At 67.3% G+C, this 16,836-nt stretch carries 14 protein-coding genes; 9 read left to right on the top strand and 5 right to left on the bottom strand.

Translation table 11 applies throughout. The features are described from left to right. Positions 1 to 18: 18 nt before the first annotated feature. Positions 19 to 582 (top strand): D-glycero-alpha-D-manno-heptose-1,7-bisphosphate 7-phosphatase, encoded by a 564-nt coding sequence (locus ACEN98_RS10040; RefSeq protein WP_413383935.1) that lies wholly within the window; start codon positions 19 to 21, stop codon positions 580 to 582. Beyond that, positions 579 to 1,676 (top strand): glycosyltransferase family 9 protein, encoded by a 1,098-nt coding sequence (locus ACEN98_RS10035; RefSeq protein WP_413383933.1) that lies wholly within the window; start codon positions 579 to 581, stop codon positions 1,674 to 1,676. Before ACEN98_RS10040 ends, ACEN98_RS10035 begins: the two co-directional genes overlap by 4 nt. 37 nt (positions 1,677 to 1,713) lie before the next feature. Here the strand turns inward: ACEN98_RS10035 and ftsH are convergent, their stop codons facing one another. Together ftsH and ACEN98_RS10025 are read right to left on the bottom strand one after the other, a co-directional pair. Then, entirely contained in the window at positions 1,714 to 3,606 is a 1,893-nt protein-coding gene (gene ftsH / locus ACEN98_RS10030; protein ID WP_413385972.1) for an ATP-dependent zinc metalloprotease FtsH, read from the bottom strand. A 176-nt stretch (positions 3,607 to 3,782) separates the two neighbouring features. Then, a complete protein-coding gene (locus ACEN98_RS10025) occupies positions 3,783 to 3,995 on the bottom strand; it encodes a holin (RefSeq protein WP_413383931.1) in 213 nt (70 codons plus the stop codon). 128 nt (positions 3,996 to 4,123) lie between these two features. Here ACEN98_RS10025 and ACEN98_RS10020 point away from each other — a divergent pair, with 128 nt between their 5' ends. The 4 genes from ACEN98_RS10020 (at position 4,124) to ACEN98_RS10005 (ending at position 9,017) form a co-directional block, all read left to right on the top strand. Then, positions 4,124 to 4,834 (top strand): helix-turn-helix transcriptional regulator, encoded by a 711-nt coding sequence (locus tag ACEN98_RS10020; protein WP_413383929.1) that lies wholly within the window; start codon positions 4,124 to 4,126, stop codon positions 4,832 to 4,834. Beyond that, complete coding sequence (locus ACEN98_RS10015; RefSeq protein WP_413383927.1) at positions 4,831 to 5,121, top strand: hypothetical protein; 291 nt, start codon at positions 4,831 to 4,833, stop codon at positions 5,119 to 5,121. The genes ACEN98_RS10020 and ACEN98_RS10015 overlap by 4 nt, the downstream gene beginning before the upstream one ends. A 155-nt stretch (positions 5,122 to 5,276) precedes the next feature. Continuing rightward, positions 5,277 to 6,512 (top strand): glycoside hydrolase family 88 protein, encoded by a 1,236-nt coding sequence (locus ACEN98_RS10010; protein WP_413338550.1) that lies wholly within the window; start codon positions 5,277 to 5,279, stop codon positions 6,510 to 6,512. A gap of 18 nt (positions 6,513 to 6,530) precedes the next feature. Continuing rightward, positions 6,531 to 9,017, top strand: a complete 2,487-nt coding sequence (locus ACEN98_RS10005) for a TonB-dependent receptor (RefSeq protein WP_413383925.1) — start codon at positions 6,531 to 6,533, stop codon at positions 9,015 to 9,017. Positions 9,018 to 9,343: 326 nt separating this feature from the next. Here the strand turns inward: ACEN98_RS10005 and ACEN98_RS10000 are convergent, their stop codons facing one another. Then, positions 9,344 to 10,168: an NAD-dependent epimerase/dehydratase family protein gene (locus tag ACEN98_RS10000; RefSeq protein WP_413338554.1), complete on the bottom strand. Its 825-nt coding sequence runs from the start codon at positions 10,166 to 10,168 to the stop codon at positions 9,344 to 9,346. Positions 10,169 to 10,366: 198 nt separating this feature from the next. Here ACEN98_RS10000 and ACEN98_RS09995 point away from each other — a divergent pair, with 198 nt between their 5' ends. Continuing rightward, complete coding sequence (locus ACEN98_RS09995; RefSeq protein ID WP_413338556.1) at positions 10,367 to 11,362, top strand: LacI family DNA-binding transcriptional regulator; 996 nt, start codon at positions 10,367 to 10,369, stop codon at positions 11,360 to 11,362. Between the two features lie 76 nt (positions 11,363 to 11,438). After that, entirely contained in the window at positions 11,439 to 13,274 is a 1,836-nt protein-coding gene (locus ACEN98_RS09990; protein WP_413338558.1) for a hypothetical protein, read from the top strand. Here ACEN98_RS09990 and ACEN98_RS09985 read toward each other — a convergent pair. Beyond that, entirely contained in the window at positions 13,243 to 14,190 is a 948-nt protein-coding gene (locus ACEN98_RS09985; protein ID WP_413338560.1) for an alginate lyase family protein, read from the bottom strand. The genes ACEN98_RS09990 and ACEN98_RS09985 overlap by 32 nt on opposite strands. Positions 14,191 to 14,300: 110 nt before the next feature. On the opposite strand from ACEN98_RS09985, the gene ACEN98_RS09980 reads away from it, so the two are divergent. Continuing rightward, positions 14,301 to 16,490, top strand: coding sequence for a glycoside hydrolase family 88 protein (locus ACEN98_RS09980; protein WP_413383923.1), 2,190 nt, complete (start codon positions 14,301 to 14,303; stop codon positions 16,488 to 16,490). Between the two features lie 3 nt (positions 16,491 to 16,493). Here the strand turns inward: ACEN98_RS09980 and ACEN98_RS09975 are convergent, their stop codons facing one another. Next, on the bottom strand, positions 16,494 to 16,829 hold the full coding sequence (locus tag ACEN98_RS09975) for a winged helix-turn-helix transcriptional regulator (RefSeq protein ID WP_413383921.1): 336 nt from the start codon (positions 16,827 to 16,829) through the stop codon (positions 16,494 to 16,496). Positions 16,830 to 16,836: the final 7 nt, after the last annotated feature.

Genomic DNA, 16,836 nt, shown 5'->3' with positions numbered 1-16,836 from the left:
CCTCATGAAAGCCGCGCCGTGAAAGCCATATTTCTCGACAAGGACGGGACGCTCGTACCCGACCTGCCCCACAACGTGGAGCCCGCGTGCATCACGCTGTGCCGCGGCGCCGGCCCGGCGCTGCGCCTGCTGGTGCGCCTCGGCTACCGGCTGTTCGTCGTCACCAACCAGCCGGGCATCGCCTTCGGGCGCTTCGCCGCGGCCGCGATGGACACCGTCAGCGCCCGCATACGCGACCTGCTGCTGCGCGAACACCTGGCGCTCGACGGCTTCTATGTCTGCCCGCATCATCCGGAAGGCACGGTCGCGCCCTGGTCGGCCGAATGCCATTGCCGCAAGCCGCTGCCGGGCCTGCTGCTCAAGGCGGCGCACGAGCACGACATCGACCTGCGGGCGTCGTGGATGGTGGGTGACATCCTGCACGACGTCGAGGCCGGCAACCGGGCCGGCTGCCGCACCATCCTCATCGACAACGGCAACGAGACCGAATGGCGGCTCGGCCCCCGCCGCGTGCCGACGCGCATGGCCCCCGACCTGTACACGGCCGCCGTGCTGATCGCCAGCCATGGAGACGCGCCATGACCGCCCCTTGGCATCGCGCCCGGCGCATCCTGTGCGTGCGCCTCGACTCGCTGGGGGACGTGCTGATGTGCACCCCGGCCATGCGCGCGCTGCGCCAGGCCGTGCCGGGCCGCACGCTGACCCTGCTGAGCTCCGCATCCGGCGCCGCCGCCCTGCCCTTCGTTCCCGAACTGGACGACGCCATCGCCTGGTCGGCGCCGTGGACGAAGTCCGCCAGGTCCGCCACCACCGGGGCCGCCGCGCCGGCGCCAATCGCCACACTGGCGGCGCGCGCCTTCGACGCGGCCGTGATCTTCACGACCTACACGCAGAGCGCGCTGCCGGCGGCCCTGCTGTGCCAGCTGGCGGGCATCCCGCTGCGGCTGGCCCACTGCCGCGAAAACCCGTACGACCTGCTGAGCGACTGGGTACCCGACCCCGAGCCGGCCACGCTCGTGCGGCACGAAGTCCAGCGCCAGCTGGCCCTCGTGCAGCGGGTCGGCTGCCGCAGCGCCGGCCTTGGCCTGTCGTTCGTTCCCCGTCCGGCGGACTTTACGGCGGCACGGGCACGCCTGGCCGCCGCCGGCATCGATCCGGACCGGCCGTGGATCCTGCTGCATCCGGGCGCCAGCGCGGCCTCGCGCCGCTATCCCGCCGCGCACTGGGCCCACGTGGTGCGCCTGCTCGCGCAGGAACTGCAACTGCCCCTCGTGCTCACGGGCAGCGCGGAGGAAAGCGAGCTCGTCGACGGCATCCAGTTCGCCAGCGCCGTGCCGGCGATCTCGCTCGCGGGCCGGCTGGCGCTGGGCGAGCTGGGCGCGGCGCTGCGCCTGGCGGCCGTCGCCGTGACCAACAACACGGGGCCGGCGCACATGGCCGCCGCCGTGGGCACGCCGGTCGTCGACCTGTACGCCCTGACCAACCCGCAGCACACGCCGTGGAATGTGCGCAGCCGCGTCCTGTTCCACGATGTGCCGTGCCGCTTCTGCTACAAGAGCACGTGTCCGGAAGGCCACCAGGCCTGCCTGGCCGGGATCGAGCCGCGGCGCGTCGTCGATGCCGTGCGCGCGCCGCATCCAGCAGCGCGCGCAACGCCGGCGGCGGAGACAACCTGACCGGCGCGACGCCATGCTGCCCTTGCCGCCGTGCCGATCACCGTCCGGACTGCCTGTCCGCCACCTGCCCCACGGCCGGCGCCGCAGACGGTGCCGCGACAGGCCGCGCCGCATGCTCGCGCACGAGCGCCTGCAGCGCGTCGCGCTCGACGGTCTCATGGTCGAGCAGCTGGCGGGCCAGCGCATCCAGCAATACGCGCTGCTCGCGCAGCGTGACGCGCACGCGTTCATGCGCTTCGTCGAGCAGCCGCGCGATCTCCCCATCGATCAGGCGCGCCGTACGTTCGCTGTATGCCGTATTCGGCGGCTGGGCCGGCGCATAGGGCGCGGCGGCAGGCTGCTCGAACGTCGCAAGGCCCATACGTTCGCTCATGCCGTATTGCGCGACCATGTGGCGCGCGAGATCGGTCGCCATCTGCAGGTCGTTCTGCGCCCCCGTCGAGAGGTCGCCGAACACCAGCTCCTCCGCCACGCGTCCGCCGAGCAGCACGTCCATCCGGTCCAGCAGCTCGCTCTTCTTCAGCAGGTAGCGGTCCTCGGCCGGCAGCTGCTGCGTATAGCCGAGCGCCGCGATGCCGCGGGGGATGATCGACACCTTCGCCACGCGGTCCGCATGCGCGCGGAATTCCGCCGTCAGCGCGTGCCCCGCCTCGTGGAAGGCCACCGTTTCCTTTTCCATCGGATTGATCAGGCGCGAGCGCTTTTCCATGCCCGCGATGACGCGGTCGACGGCTTCCTCCAGGTCGCCGCGCTCGACCCTCTCCTTGCCGCGCCGCGCGGCCAGCAGCGCCGCCTCGTTGACCAGGTTGGCGAGGTCGGCACCGGCCAGGCCGGGCGTCTTCGCAGCCACGGCGGCCAGGTCCACGTCCGGCGCCAGCCTGACGTCGCGGGCATGCACCTGCAGGATCTTCTGGCGGCCCTTCAGGTCCGGCCGGTCGAGCGCGACGTGGCGGTCGAAGCGGCCCGGGCGCAGCAGGGCCGGATCGAGGATCTCGGGGCGGTTGGTGGCGCCGAGGATGATCACGCCCTTGTTGGTGTCGAAACCGTCCATCTCGACGAGCAACTGGTTGAGCGTCTGCTCCTGCTCGTTGTAGCCGCCGACGACGCCCGCCACGCCGCGCGCGCGGCCCAGCGCATCGAGCTCGTCGATGAAGATGATGCAGGGCGCCACCTTCTGCGCCTGCACGAACATGTCGCGCACGCGGGCCGCGCCGACGCCGACGAACATCTCGACGAATTCCGAGCCGCTGATCGAAAAGAACGGCACCCCGGCCTCGCCGGCCACGGCCCGGGCCAGCAGGGTCTTGCCGGTGCCGGGCGGCCCGACGATCAGCACGCCTTTCGGAATGCGCCCGCCGAGCCGCCGATAGCGCTGCGGGCTCTTGAGGAAGTCGACGATCTCCATCAGCTCGTCGCGCGCCTCGTCGATGCCCGCCACGTCGTTGAAACTCACGCCGGTCTTGCTCTGCATGTACACACGGGCCCGGCTCTTGCCCACGTCAAACAGCCCGGCCGCAACGCCACCCCGCTTCGCCATGGCGCCCCACATCCAGAACAGCAGGAGCAGCGGCAGCGCCCACGACAACAACGTACTCAGCCATTCACTGTGCTGCTGGCCGAAGTAGCGCACGTGCGCCGCGTCGAGGTCCTTGACGAGATCCGGATCGGCCACGCGGACGGCGTTGAACGGACACAGCCCGTCCTCATTGCACTTGACGGACTCGGCGCGGTTCTTCGGCAGGATGGCGTCGAGGCCGCCGGACTTGAGCGTGCCGGACACGGTCGTCTCCGCCAGCGTGACCTCGTTGACCTTGCCGCCATGCAAAAGCTCCTTGAACTCGCTGTATGCCAGCGGCGACGACGTGATCACGTCGGTCACCGACTGGAACAGCATGAACAGGACAATGGCGACCAGCCAGTACCACAGCATGGGACGGAGCGTCGGGCCGCCGCCGTCCACGCCCCGCCCGGTTGGCGTCTCCTTCGTATCGGACATATCGTTCACGCCGCCTCCCTGCGCCTGAGCTCTTCCAGCGCCTCCGCCTCTCGCCCCACTGTCTGACAGATCAGGCCCACATCACTTTGACCTGGATCAAAGTGACACGTTCACGTCTGCCGCTCCAGCTGCGCGAGCCGCGCCTCGCACTCGCGTTGTTCGCGCCGGTCGCGGCGGTACGTGTACACGGTATTGGTCAGGCAGGTCAGGACGGCGGTCGCGATACCGACCGCCGCGCCGACGTCCGCCATCGTCAACGATGCGCCGATCGACGCCACGCCCGCGACATAGCTGGCCACGCCGAAGATACCTGGTCTGTTCATAGCTGTTCTCCCCCATCGAAAGCTCGCCTCCCCTTCACAAAACCCGGCAAGTCGAGTAGAGTCCAGTATAGAACTCTAAACTGATCAACGTCAAGAACACTAAACCAGAACGAGTGCAGGGCCTGAACATGAACCTCTTATCCGACCGCCTCGACCACATCTACCGCACCACGCCGCAGCTCGAAGGCGAGCGTGGCCAGATCGGCCTCGTCAAAGCCTCGGGCGCCTCGAAGAGCGTGGTGAACCAGTGGCTGACCGGGAAAATCAAGTCGATGGACATCCGCTACGCGCTGAACATCGAGCGCGAACTCGGGTTCTCGCACATCTGGCTGATGACCGGCGAAGGCGACCCGCGCCAGGCCCCCTTCCACGGCCTGAAGGACGGCATGCCGGTGCGCCCGGCCGACAACGACGATGCGGAATTCGTCCAGATCCGCATGGTCAAGCTGCGGCTGTCGGCCGGGATCACGGGCTTCCAGACGGAGCCCGAACGCCGCGACGGCGGCACGCTCGGCATGCGCCGCACGTGGATCGAACGGCACAACTACCATCCCGACCACCTGATGGCCATCCTCGTCAAGGGCGAGAGCATGGAACCGTCGCTGTACGCGGGGGACATCGTCATCATCAACACGCTCGACACGAAGCTCGTGGACGGTGCCGTGTATGCCTTCAACTACGAAGGCGAGGCCGTCGTGAAGCGGCTGACGCGCGACGCCGGCAAATGGTGGCTGACGTCGGACAATCCGGACCAGCGCAAATACCACCGCAAACTCTGCCAGGGCAACGCCTGCCTCATCATCGGCCGCGTCGTGCGCAAGGAAAGCGACCGGATTTGAAACTCGAGGTCGCCCAGGCCGAACTGAAAGGCGTGCGCGTGGCGCTGGCCTTTCCGCCGCCGGCGTGGGTCGCGCCCGGCGTCGGCGACGTGCTGCTGGAACGCCTGCGCCCATACTTCCCCACCCTGCCCGTGATGCTCGTGGCCGTGCAAAAGCATGGCGTGCGCGCGCATGCCGCGTTCCAGGCGCAGGCGCTCGTGGACGGCGCGGATCTCGCGCACCTGCCGCGTACGACGATCGACCTCGACGTGCCGCCGCTCCCGCCGGACGAGCCGCCGCCATTCTAGTCGTCCGGCCGGCAAAACGTTTTCGCTATTGCCGCCACCAGCACGTCGTTAAGCCCTGAAAACGTCAAGTTAAGCGTTTACCTATTTTTGTTGACACCGCTTCCCGTTCTGATTACGATTTGCTCAATAATCAGACCAACAGGGAGACGCGTTCCATGACTGCGAAAACGATTATCTGCGGGATCCTGCTGGCGGCGTGCGGCGCGTCGGCCGCAACGGCCGCGGAACCGATCGGCGCCGTCATCGACAAGGACTTCAAGGTCGCCAGCGCGCAGTACCGCATCCTGCTGGACAAGGCCGCGGGCAAGCCGGGCTTCCCCCGCACCGTGGAGCGTGGCGAAGTAAAAATGATCGGGCCGGGCGACTGGACGGCCGGCTTCTTTCCCGGCTCGCTGTGGTACCTGTTCGAAGCCACCGGCGACGCGACATGGAAAACGGCGGCGATGCGCTACACGGCGCTGACGGCGCCCGCGAAGTTCGACAAGTCCCAGCACGATCTCGGCTTCATGCTGGGCGCCGGCTACGGCAACGGCCTGCGCCTCGTGGACGACGCGGCCACGCGCGTGGCCTACCGCGACGCCCTGCTGGCCGGCGCGACGACACTGATCACGCGTTTCAACCCGAAAGTCGGCAGCATCCAGTCGTGGGACCTGTGGCCCAACACGACGTGGGCCTTCCCCGTCATCATCGACAACATGATGAACCTGGAGCTGCTGATGTGGGCCGCGAAGGCCGCGAACGAACCGCGCTACCGCGAGATCGCCATCGCCCATGCCGACACCGCGCTGAAGAACCACTTCCGCCCCGACGGGTCCAGTTTCCACCTCGTCGACTACGACCCGAAGACGGGCGCCGTGCGTACGCGCATGACCGTGCAAGGTTACGCGGACGGCTCCGCATGGGCGCGCGGACAGGCGTGGGGCCTGTACGGCTACACGATGATGTACCGCGAAACCCGCAACGACAACTATCTCCAGCAGGCGCACAAGATCGCCCGCTTCTACACGACCCATCCACGCCTGCCGGCCGACAAGGTGCCCTATTGGGACTTCGACGACCCGGCCATTCCCGCCGCCCCGCGCGACGCTTCCGCCGCCGCCATCGCCGCCTCCGCCCTGCTGGAACTGGCGACGTTCTCCGACCGCGAGACGGCCGCGCGCTACCGCGACTTCGCCGAACAGACGCTGCGCAGCCTGTCGTCCAGTGCGTACCTCGCGGCGCCTGGAGACAACGGCGGCTTCCTCCTCAAGCATGCGACCGGCCACAAGCCGGCCAAATCGGAAATCGACGTGCCGCTGAACTACGCGGACTACTACTTTCTGGAGGCGCTGTTGCGCATGAAGGCGGCACGCCTGAAGGCGGCGCGCAGCGGGACTGGCAGTTTTCATTAGAAAAACCAAGGAGACGTTGTGAGCAAGCAGAGAACACCGGGCGCGCGGATCGCGGTCAAGCCCGTGGCGGCCGTCGTCGCGATGGCCGTCGCCCACTGGACCGTGCCCGCGCGGGCGCAAGAAGTACCGACGAACCCCAACCAGTTGCAAACCGTCCTGGTCACCGCGAACAAACGCGTGGAGCGGCTGGAAAATGTGCCGGAGTCGATCTCCGTGCTGTCCGAGGCGGAGATCCAGCGCAACAACGTGCGCGAGATCGAGGACGTCATCAACCTGACGCCGTCGCTGACGCTGTCGTCGGGCACGACGGCCGCCAACAACGCCATCTTCATGCGTGGCATCGGTACCGTCTCCGTCGGCATCGGCGTGGAGTCCGACGTCTCCGTCATCATCGACGACATCCCGATCGCCAGCCAGTTCCAGGCCTTCCGCGACCTGGCCGACGTGGCCCGCGTCGAGGTGCTGAAAGGGCCGCAGTCTACGCTGTTCGGCAAATCCGCCGTGGCCGGCGCGATCAACATCGTGACGAAACCGATCAGCGGGCCGATCGTCTACCGCGCCAACGCGTACTACACCAACGACCACGAGTGGCGCGTGGGCGCGTCGGTCGGCGGCAAGCTGCGCGACGACTTCGGCATGCGCATCGCCGTCAACAAGAGCGACATGCCGGGTAACTTCACGAACCTGACGAACGGCCAGAAGGTCAACGGATCGGGCGGCAGGACGATCATGACGAAGTTCCAGTGGAACCCGATCAAGGACCTGGAGATCGACTTCACGCCGCACTACAACGCGCAGGAAAACAGCCGCGGCGTGACGGCCGTGAACGGCTTCTACCGCGCGGGTAGCCAGGCCGACCTCGCGACCGCGTACATGAACGGCAACCCGCAACTGCCCGCGTCGCTCACGCTGGCCGGCATCAACCCGTACGATCCGAACAACCGCAACGTGCGGCGCGACTTCCCGACCGGGATCAATTCGTCCACGTTCGGCACGGGCCTGAAGTTCTCGTACAACCTGCCGAACGACGGCACGCTGATGTCGATCTCGTCGTACGAGCATTACAAGGCAAACGATTACCGCGACCAGGACTTCGTCGACGTGCCGACCATCGCGCGGCCGGGCGAGACGAAGTTCAGCGTCGGCAACGCGCAATTCGGCACCTACGACATCCGATCGAAGACGCAGGAAATCCGTTACGTGTCGCCGGATATCGGGAAGCTGCGCTACGTGACCGGCCTGTGGTGGGCGCAGAACGAGATCGACCGCCACTTCATCCGCGGCTTCTGCGTGCGCCCGAGCGTCTGCACGGCCAGCTCGCCGTCGAGCCCCACGAACTACTACACCGACATCTACAACGTGAACCGCGCCGTGTTCGGCCAGGCCACGTGGGACTTCCATCCGACGTACACGCTGGTCGCGGGCATCCGCCGCAACGTGGAAACCTCGGGCTTCAACTACATCCGCAATTTCTATACGGACCAGCTGGACCGCTCGACCTTCGTGCCGGGCCCCGTCGGCCGGGACCAGTTCTCCAGCAGCGGCAACCGCGACTGGGCGACGACCGGCAAGCTGTCGATCCAGAAGCAGATCAACAGCGACTGGATGGTCTATGCGATGACGGCGACCGGCTACAAGGGCCTCGCGTACGACGTGACGAGCGGCCTGAAGGCGGCGGCCGCGTTCCCGGTGGCGCCGGAGACGAGCCGCAGTGTCGAGCTCGGGACCAAGGCGAACCTGTTCCACAACCGCATGTCGCTCGCGGCCACGATCTACAAGACGGACTTCAAGAACTACCAGCAGAACACGTCGTTCGTGCTGCCGAACGACCCGACGATCTACACGCAGCTGAACTCGATCCCGAAGATCCGCACGCGCGGCTTCGAAATCGATTCGCACTTTCTGCTGACGTCGAACTGGTCGATGAACGTGTCGTACGCATACACGCGTCCGGAGATCGTCGACTGGAAGAACGGCCCCTGCTACCAGGACAACACGAACCCCGCCATCGGCACGACGGGCCTGGGCGAAGGCGGTTCGCTGGGCGGCTGGAACCGCGCCTGTTTCCCGATCCGCGCCGGCTCGACGACGGGCGTGCAGAACCTGACGGGCGGGATCTTTCCGGGCACGCCGAAGAACAAGGTCAACATCGGCACGAACTACGACTACCATTTCGCGGACCGCCCGTACTGGGCCTTCGTGAACGCGAACGTGCGTTACCAGACCGAGTACCAGACCAACATCAACAACGACCCGCGCTCGGTGAACAACGCGTACTCGATCTCGGACCTCGGTTTCGGCCTGCGCCAGAACAACGACATGTGGCGCCTGTCCTTCCGCATCAACAACCTGTTCGACCGCTTCTACATCGGCAACGCCAACGCGAGCGGCCCGTCGTACCGCGCGGGCCCGACGTCGACCTCCCCCGCCATCACGGTCAACAGCTGGGTGCCGCCGCGCGACGTATTCCGCTTCTACAGCGTGCGCCTCGACCTGAAGTTCTGATACCGGGTTTCCTCCGCGGGCCCCGGCCCGCGTTTCCCTCGATGCCGCCGGGGCGACCTGGCGGCATTTTTTTATCCGAGGCCATTTCCCAAAATCGGGGTCAGAGCACATTTCGGATCAATGTCCACTGCGCTACCAAACACGGAATTGCGCTCACCGCACAAAGAACTCGCACCGAAAAGGGCTTTGACCGCGAATCTTGCTGAAAACGTGCTCTGACCCCGAATTGAAGCTATTTCCAATAATCGCGGTCTGACCCGGTTGCTGGAAACAAAAAGGGCCGGGGCATCACTGCACCGGCCCGGCATGTCGCGTTCGCGGGCGCTTCAGTCTTCGTAGATCGGCCCCGCCGTCAAAAACGGCCCGCCCTGGTACACGGCCGTGATGTCGCCCGCATCCGACCACGTGCCGCCGGCCGGGAAGCGGTCGGCGAACGCGCGCGCGCTGTGGCGCGGCTCGAAGCCCAGGTGGGCCGCCGCGCGGTTGTCCCACCAGCGCACCGGGTTGTCCGACACACCGTACGTGATCGTGTGGCCCACGCGCGGCGTGAACAGGGCACAGCGCACCAGTTCCACGAGGTCGTCGTACGCGAGGAACGTGACCAGCATGCGCGCATTGCGCGGCTCGCCGAACGACGAGCCGATGCGCAGGCACACGGTCTCGATGCCGAAGCGGTCGAAGTAGTAGCGAGACAAGGCCTCGCCGAAGCACTTCGACACGCCGTAGATGCCGTCCGGCCGCAGCGGCACGTTGGCATCGACGATCTGCGTGGTCGGGTAGTAGCCGACGACGTGGCTGGAGCTCGCGTAGATCACGCGCTTGATGCCGCGCTTGTGCACGGCCTCGTACAGGTGATGCAGGCCGAGGATGTTGGCATGCATGATCGTCTCGAACGTGTCCTCGACGGAGACGCCGCCGAAGTGCAGCACGGCGTCCACGCCTTCCGTCAGCGCCATCACGGCGGCGCGGTCGCCCAGGTCGCAGCGCACGACTTCCTCGCCCGGCCCGGCGGGCGCGATGTCCTTGATGTCGCTGAGGCGAACCACGTCGGCCCACGGCTTGATCCGCTCGCGCAGCACGGTGCCGAGGCCGCCACCGGCGCCGGTCAGGAGAAGACGGTGGAAAGGCTTGGACTCGGTCGCTGGGGTCATGGACAGGCTCGCATATGTTAAACGTTTAACCGAGTATATCCAAAACGCTTTCGATGTCAATTTTTTGGACCGCTTTTTCGCCCGGAGGCCCCGCCCGGACAGGTGGCAACGATTCCATACGCCGATTTCTTGCCCCAGCTCGCTTCCGCCCTTGGGGACGCATGCTAAGATGTGCCGCTGAGTAACGATTAACCTTCCATGAAAAAGTCCGCCCCGACCATCCGCGACGTCGCCGCAGCCGCCCACGTGTCCACTGCCACGGTGTCGAAATTCATCAACGGCGCACAGCGCTTTTCGCCCAAGGTCGAGGCGGCGATCGAGTCCGCGATCGCGGGCCTGGGCTATAAATCGAACCCGCTGGCCAAGTCGATGATCACGGGGCGCACGAACACCATCGGCCTCTCCGTGCTGGACATCACCAACCCGCACTTCTCCAGCATCCTGAAGGGCGCGAACCGCGTGGCGCACGACCAGGGCTTTTCCGTCCTGCTCGTCGACACGGAGGAAACGCCCAGCCGCGAGCGGCGCACGCTGGAAGAACTGAGCCGGCGCGTGGACGGCATGATCGTGTTCTCGCGCATGCGCGAGCACGAGATGGCGTGGATGACCGAGATCGACAAGCCGCTCGTCTTCTTCGGCAGCCTGGCGCAACTGCCGCTGCCTACGGTGGCCAGCGACGACCACGGCGGCGCCTACATGCTGGCCCAGCACCTGCGCATGCTGGGCCACCGCCGCATCGCCTACCTCGGCTTTTCCAAGTCGCGGCGCGACGAGGAGCGCCTGGGCGGCATCCGCGAATCGCTGAAGACAGCCGGCCTCGAACTCGCGATCTTCGATGCCGAGGCGCCGTCGCTGGCCGAAGGCGAACGCCTGTGCTCTGCGATCGTGCTGGGCAGCCAGCGTCCGGATGCGCTGATCTGCTACAACGACCTGATGGCGCTCGGCTTCATGAAAGAAGCGTCCAACCTGGGCATCTCGATCCCCCAGGACATCTCGGTCGTCGGCTTCGACAATATCCCCTACGGCAAATACACGACCCCCGCCCTTACCACCGTCGACCTGCAGAGCGAGCGCATGGGCGCGACCGCGATGGAAAAGCTGCTGGCCGTGATCCGCGGCGAACACGTCGAAAAGCTCACCAAGGTCGCGCCGCAACTGATCCTGCGCGGGTCGACGATCGCCCGCCGCCCCTGAGCCCGTATCGCCGTTTACTTTCCGGAAGAGTTGACCTATCCTTTTAGGAAAACGTTTAACAACACTGGAGACACGCATGCGCCCTGTCCTGCCCGTCATCACGATGGCGGTTCTCGCCCTGTCACACGCCGCGCCCGCACTCGCGACCAGGCCCCTGCACCAGACGGTCGAACAGGCCTACCCGCAGCTGGATTACTTTTTCCAGAAGCTCGTGAAGGAACGGGACGGCATCACGATCGACGGCCGCGCGCCGTTCCAGAGCCACGACAAATTCCTGCCCGGGAAAATCGCGACGGGCCTGGCGGACGTGCTGCTGCACACGTCCGCCAATGACCCGCGCTTGCCCGGCATGCTGCGCGACTATGCATCCATCGCCGACCTTACCGTCGGCATGGAAAACGATACCTGGGGCATCTATTACTACATTGGCGCGCTGGTCAAGCTGAAGCGGGCCGGCCTGCTGGAGCGCGCCGTGCGTCCCGCCACGCTCGACCAACTGCGCAAGAAGCTCGACTGGCGGACGTTCGTGCGCGTGCCGGCCTACGAACTGATCGACCTGCCGACCAATTACTATGGCGTCGCCTTCAGCATTGCGCGCCTGCGCCTGCTGATGGGCTGGGAAGACGCGCAGGCGAGCGACGTCCTGCTCGACAGGATGCTGAAGCATTACGCCGATTACTCCGGCACCTACGGCTTTTCCGACGAGACGGATGGCCAGGGCCGCTTCGACCGCTACAGCATCCTGCTGGCGGCCGAGATCTGCGAACGCTTCATCGAGACCGGCCTGACGGTGACGCCGGAACTGAAAGCCCTGCTGCGCAAGTCGGCCGACGTCGCGCTGAACGCGGCGAGTGCCGACGGCAGCGGCTTCACGATGGGCCGCAGCCTCGGGCCGTACGGCGAGACGGCGATGTTGGAAATCCTGTCGACGGCCGCCTACCTCGGCGTCCTCACGCCGGAAGAAAAGGAGTACGCGTACGCCTACTCCGCGCGTATCGGCGAGCGCTACATGAACTTCTGGTACGACCCGGCGCTGCACTCGGTCGACATGTGGGGCAAGGGCCGCCGCACGGACACGTACCGCGGCAAGCATCGCATCCTCGGCGAGAACTTCTCGCTACTGCACCAGTTGATCGGCACGGACGAGATGTGGAACCGGGCCGGCATGAAGAACGCCGTACCGCGCGCGGACCTTGCGGCGTGGCTGGAACGCGCGCGTCCTCCCTTCAGCCTCACGCGCTTCGCGGGCGGCGAATACGACCGCGCCCTCGCCATCTGGCGCGACGGGCCACACGTATTCAGCCTCTCGATGATCAACGGCGGTCCGAGCCAGCATGCGAACAGCCCGTACTATCCGCTGCCGTTCTCGTACGGGATCGTCTCCGGCATCGCCGACAGCGGCGCCGCGCATCCGCAGTTGCTGCCGAAATTCCGTCTCGCCGACGGCAGCGAATTGATCGCGACCGCGTTCATCAAGAACATCGAGACGAGCGACATCGACGGCGGCCATCGCGTCACGTACCGCCAGGATGCGCTCACGAAGCTGGGCAAGAACGTGCCCGTGAAGGACACGCGCATCGCGGTCGAGACGGAATACACCCTGCGCCACGGCGTCATCACGCGCACCGACACGTACACGCCGGCGGCACCGCTGGACGTGGCCGGCGTGAGCCTCGACTTCGCGTCGTTTTCAAGCGGCGCCACGGTGGACGGCAACACGATCGCCTTCCGCGACGGTGCCGTGCGTGCCTTCGCCGTCGACGGCCTCGCACGCTGCAGCGCCGACGACGTGACCGGCAGCGAAGCGTACCGCGCGCCGTATGGACCGATGGCCACGCTGGCCGCCTGCCGCACGGGCGCGTTCACGTTCGACAAGCCGCTCAGGATCCGCTGGACGATCCGCTACCAGTGACGACGTGTTCGAGCGGATTGGCCAGGCTGCGGTCGCCGCCCATGCGCGCATCCCAGTTCACGGCCGGCAGCCTGACGGGCACCGCGACCTTGCCGCCGTGGCGCAGGTAGATGGCGATCCATCCCGGCACGCCGCCCGACCGCTCCTGCTCGACGCCCGTCATCGTCGCGATGGCCGACGGATCGGCGACGCCGCCGACGGAGAACGCAATGAGCTTGTCCAGCCGCGGCGACTGCACGTCGAAGATCGACGCCATCAGCACGAGCGGCGCGGCCGCGTACAGGTGGTAGTGCAGCGCCCTGCCCGCCCGTTCCAGTTCGTACGGCAGCACGCCGTCCGGCCGGATCTGCGCCATCGCAGCGTCGAACACCTTGCGGCCCCACGCGAGGCAGCGCGCGTCGCCCGTGACAGCGCCCGTCGCCGTCACCGCGAGGCCCTCCCAGTAATAGTGATTGTTGCGCACGCCCTTGTGCGCGTCCGAATGGCGGATCGTTGCATCGGCCAGCGCCAGCAGCCACGCCTCGATGCGGCCGCGCTCCTCCAGCGTCGCCGCGGGCTTCACGCGCGCGTAGGCGAGCGCGAGGCCGCCCAGCGTCCACTTGCGCGTGTAGTACGACTGCTCCGTCGTCATCGTGCCCAGCATCGCCTTGCGGCCGGCCCAGTCGGCGAGCCAGGCCAGGGCGCAGCGGGCATCCGCGTCGCGGTGCGTCCGCTGCCACGCGACGGCGGCATGGGCCACCGCGTCGAGGTAGTCGTTGACGGGCTTGACGGCCGCCTCGTTGCGCGCCTTGCGCACCGGGTCGACGATCGAGTGATGGCTGTCGCTGTAATAGCTGTTCGCATCGATGTCGATGACGGCCGGCGGCGGCGCCTCGCACGCGCCCGCCGGACGCGCGGCCAGTGCCGCGATGAACATGGCTGCTCCGAGTCCTCGTATCCGCATGGTCTTCTCCATTTTTATGAAAGCGTTTACCTTATCTCAGCTTTAAGCCAGAATCCATACATCTAGTTAAACGTTATCCTACGATGATCCCGACTATCCCCTTCAAGCACGCCACGCTCGCCCTGCTGCTGCTCGGCCCTCTCCTGCCCGGATGCGCGACACACACACCGCCCGCCGCCAGGGCCGACGCGCAGGCACCGACGCCGGCCGCCGTGCTGGCGACGATGGAACGCGTCGCCGACTGGCAGCTCGCGCATCCGAGCGCGCATGCGCCGACGCACTGGACGCAGGGCGTCGGCGACGCCGGCTTCATGGTGCTGGCCAACCTGTCCGGCTCGCGCACGTACCGCGACGCGATGGCGGCGATGGGCGAACGCAATGGCTGGCAACTCGGTCCGCGCGCCTATCACGCGGACGACCACGTGGTCGGGCAGACGTATGCGGAGCTGTACCTGCAGTTGCGCGACCCGGCCATGCTGGCGCCGCTGAAGGCGCGTTTCGATGCGATCCTCGCCGAGCCGCACGACGGCACGCTGAAATTCACGGTGCCCGGCAACCAGGACCGCTGGTCGTGGTGCGACGCCCTGTTCATGGGACCGCCCGCGTGGGCGCGCCTGACCGCCGCCACCGGCGACGCGCGCTATCTCGACCACGCCGTCGCCGCGTGGTGGCGCACGTCGGACTACCTGTACGACAAGGACGAACACCTGTACTACCGCGACAGCAATTATTTCGCGCGGCGCGAAGCCAATGGCCGCAAGGTGTTCTGGGCACGCGGCAACGGCTGGGTGATGGCGGGCCTGGCGCGCACGCTCCAGTACATCCCGGCGGACCATCCGGCGCGCGCCCGCTTCGAACAGCAGTTCCGCGCGATGGCCGCGAAGGTGCTCGCGCTGCAGCAGGCCGACGGCCTGTGGCGCGCGAGCCTGCTCGACCCGGCCGGCTATCCGGCGCGCGAAACGAGCGGCACGGCGCTGTTCGCGTATGCGCTCGCGTGGGGCGTCAACCAGGGGTTGCTGGACCGCGCCGCGTTCGAACCGGGCGTGCGGCGCGCATGGACGGCGCTCGTGGCCAGCGTCCAGCCGGACGGCAAGCTCACGCACGTACAGCCGATCGGCCAGGCGCCGACGGGCTTCGCGGACGATGCGACGGAAGTCTATGGCGTCGGCGCCTTCCTGCTCGCGGGCAGCGAAGTGTTCCGCATGGCGCTGCTCGAACGCGCCGTACCCCGCACGGTGCGCGTGACGAATCCGGGCGATTTTCACCGTGCCGACGAGACGATCGAACTGCCGCTCGCGCCGGATTCTCCACAAGCGCTGGCCGTGATGGAAACCGGCACGTCGCGCCTGCTGCCCACGCAGCGCATCGGCGACACGCTGCTGTTCCAGGCAAACTTCGCGCCCCGTGAACGACGCCGCTTCCTGCTGCTGCCGGCCAGCGCCCTGCCCGCGCTGGCGCCGCCCGACGTCAAGGTGCACGCACGCTACGTGCCCGAACGCTACGACGACTTCGCGTGGGAGAGCGACCGCATCGCCCACCGCGCGTACGGCCCGGCGATCCTGCACGTGCCGAACGAGCACGTGGGCAGCGGCGTGGACGTGTGGCTCAAGCGCGTGCGCCGGCCCGTCGTGGACACGTGGTACAAGCGCGGCGAGTACCACAGCGACCACGGCGAGGGCCTCGACAACTACAGCGTCGGCACGGGCCGCGGCTGCGGCGGCACGGCAATCTACCGCGATGGCAAGGCGTATCCGTCATCCGTCTACGCGGGCTGGAAAGTGATCGCGGACGGGCCGCTGCGCGCCGTGTTCGAGCTGCGCTACGACGCGTGGAGCGCGGCCGGACGCCAGGTCGCGGAGACGAAGCGCATCTCGATCGACGCGGGCGCCAACTTCAGCCGCGTCGAAAGCCGCTACACGAGCGACCAGGCGGGCGCGCTGCCCGTCGCCGTCGGCATCGCCCAGCGCAAGGGCGACGGCCGGCTCGTGCGCGACACGAGCGCAAGCTGGATGAGTTACTGGGAACCGGAGAGCGCGCCGAACGGGCACACGGCGTGCGCGATCATCGTCCCCGGCCAGGCGACGCGCGCCGCGGTGGATGGCGGCGACGCCCTGCTGGTCGGGACCGCGCAGCCCGGGCAGCCGTTCGTGCACTACCTGGGCGCGGGATGGAGCGAGAGCGGCGATTTTCCCGATGCGCAGGCGTGGGAAGCGCACGTGCGCAACGTGGCGCAGCGGCTGGCGGTGCCGCTGCGGGTGACGGGTCCCGAGTAAACGCTAGATCTCCACGTGGCCCCGGGCCGCCACATACTTGCGGCCCCATTCCGCGATCGGCCCCAGCGCCTTGTTCAACGCGGCGCCCTCGGGTGTCGCGGAATATTCCACGCGCGGCGGCACTTCCGGGTAGACGACGCGCCGCACCAGTCCATCCGACTCCATTTCCCGTAACTGCTGGATCAGCATTTTCTCGGTGATGCTGCCGACCAGGCGGCGCAACTCGCCCGTCCGCACGGGCTTGTCCTGCAACTCGTACAGGATCACGGCTTTCCACTTGCCGCCGATGACTTCGAACGCGGGTCCGATCCCGCAATTAAAGGGCTTGCTGGCCGCCATCGCTTCC

The sequence above is a fragment of the Massilia sp. CT11-137 genome, from assembly GCF_047302885.1.
Taxonomy (GTDB): domain Bacteria; phylum Pseudomonadota; class Gammaproteobacteria; order Burkholderiales; family Burkholderiaceae_D; genus Telluria; species Telluria orientalis.
The sequence above is the reverse complement of the archived record's forward strand: the minus strand, read 5'-3'. Positions and strand labels throughout refer to the sequence as shown.

Bases quoted from the DNA above. Each gene is read 5' to 3' on its own strand.
- ACEN98_RS10035 (WP_413383933.1), top strand. From the start codon at position 579: ATGACCGCCCCTTGGCATCGCGCCCGGCGCATCCTGTGCGTGCGCCTC.
- ftsH (WP_413385972.1), bottom strand. From the start codon at position 3,606: ATGCTGTGGTACTGGCTGGTCGCCATTGTCCTGTTCATGCTGTTCCAG.
- ACEN98_RS10025 (WP_413383931.1), bottom strand. From the start codon at position 3,995: ATGAACAGACCAGGTATCTTCGGCGTGGCCAGCTATGTCGCGGGCGTG.
- ACEN98_RS10020 (WP_413383929.1), top strand. From the start codon at position 4,124: ATGAACCTCTTATCCGACCGCCTCGACCACATCTACCGCACCACGCCG.
- ACEN98_RS10010 (WP_413338550.1), top strand. From the start codon at position 5,277: ATGACTGCGAAAACGATTATCTGCGGGATCCTGCTGGCGGCGTGCGGC.
- ACEN98_RS10000 (WP_413338554.1), bottom strand. From the start codon at position 10,168: ATGACCCCAGCGACCGAGTCCAAGCCTTTCCACCGTCTTCTCCTGACC.
- ACEN98_RS09995 (WP_413338556.1), top strand. From the start codon at position 10,367: ATGAAAAAGTCCGCCCCGACCATCCGCGACGTCGCCGCAGCCGCCCAC.
- ACEN98_RS09990 (WP_413338558.1), top strand. From the start codon at position 11,439: ATGCGCCCTGTCCTGCCCGTCATCACGATGGCGGTTCTCGCCCTGTCA.
- ACEN98_RS09985 (WP_413338560.1), bottom strand. From the start codon at position 14,190: ATGTTCATCGCGGCACTGGCCGCGCGTCCGGCGGGCGCGTGCGAGGCG.
- ACEN98_RS09980 (WP_413383923.1), top strand. From the start codon at position 14,301: ATGATCCCGACTATCCCCTTCAAGCACGCCACGCTCGCCCTGCTGCTG.
- ACEN98_RS09975 (WP_413383921.1), bottom strand. From the start codon at position 16,829: ATGGCGGCCAGCAAGCCCTTTAATTGCGGGATCGGACCCGCGTTCGAA.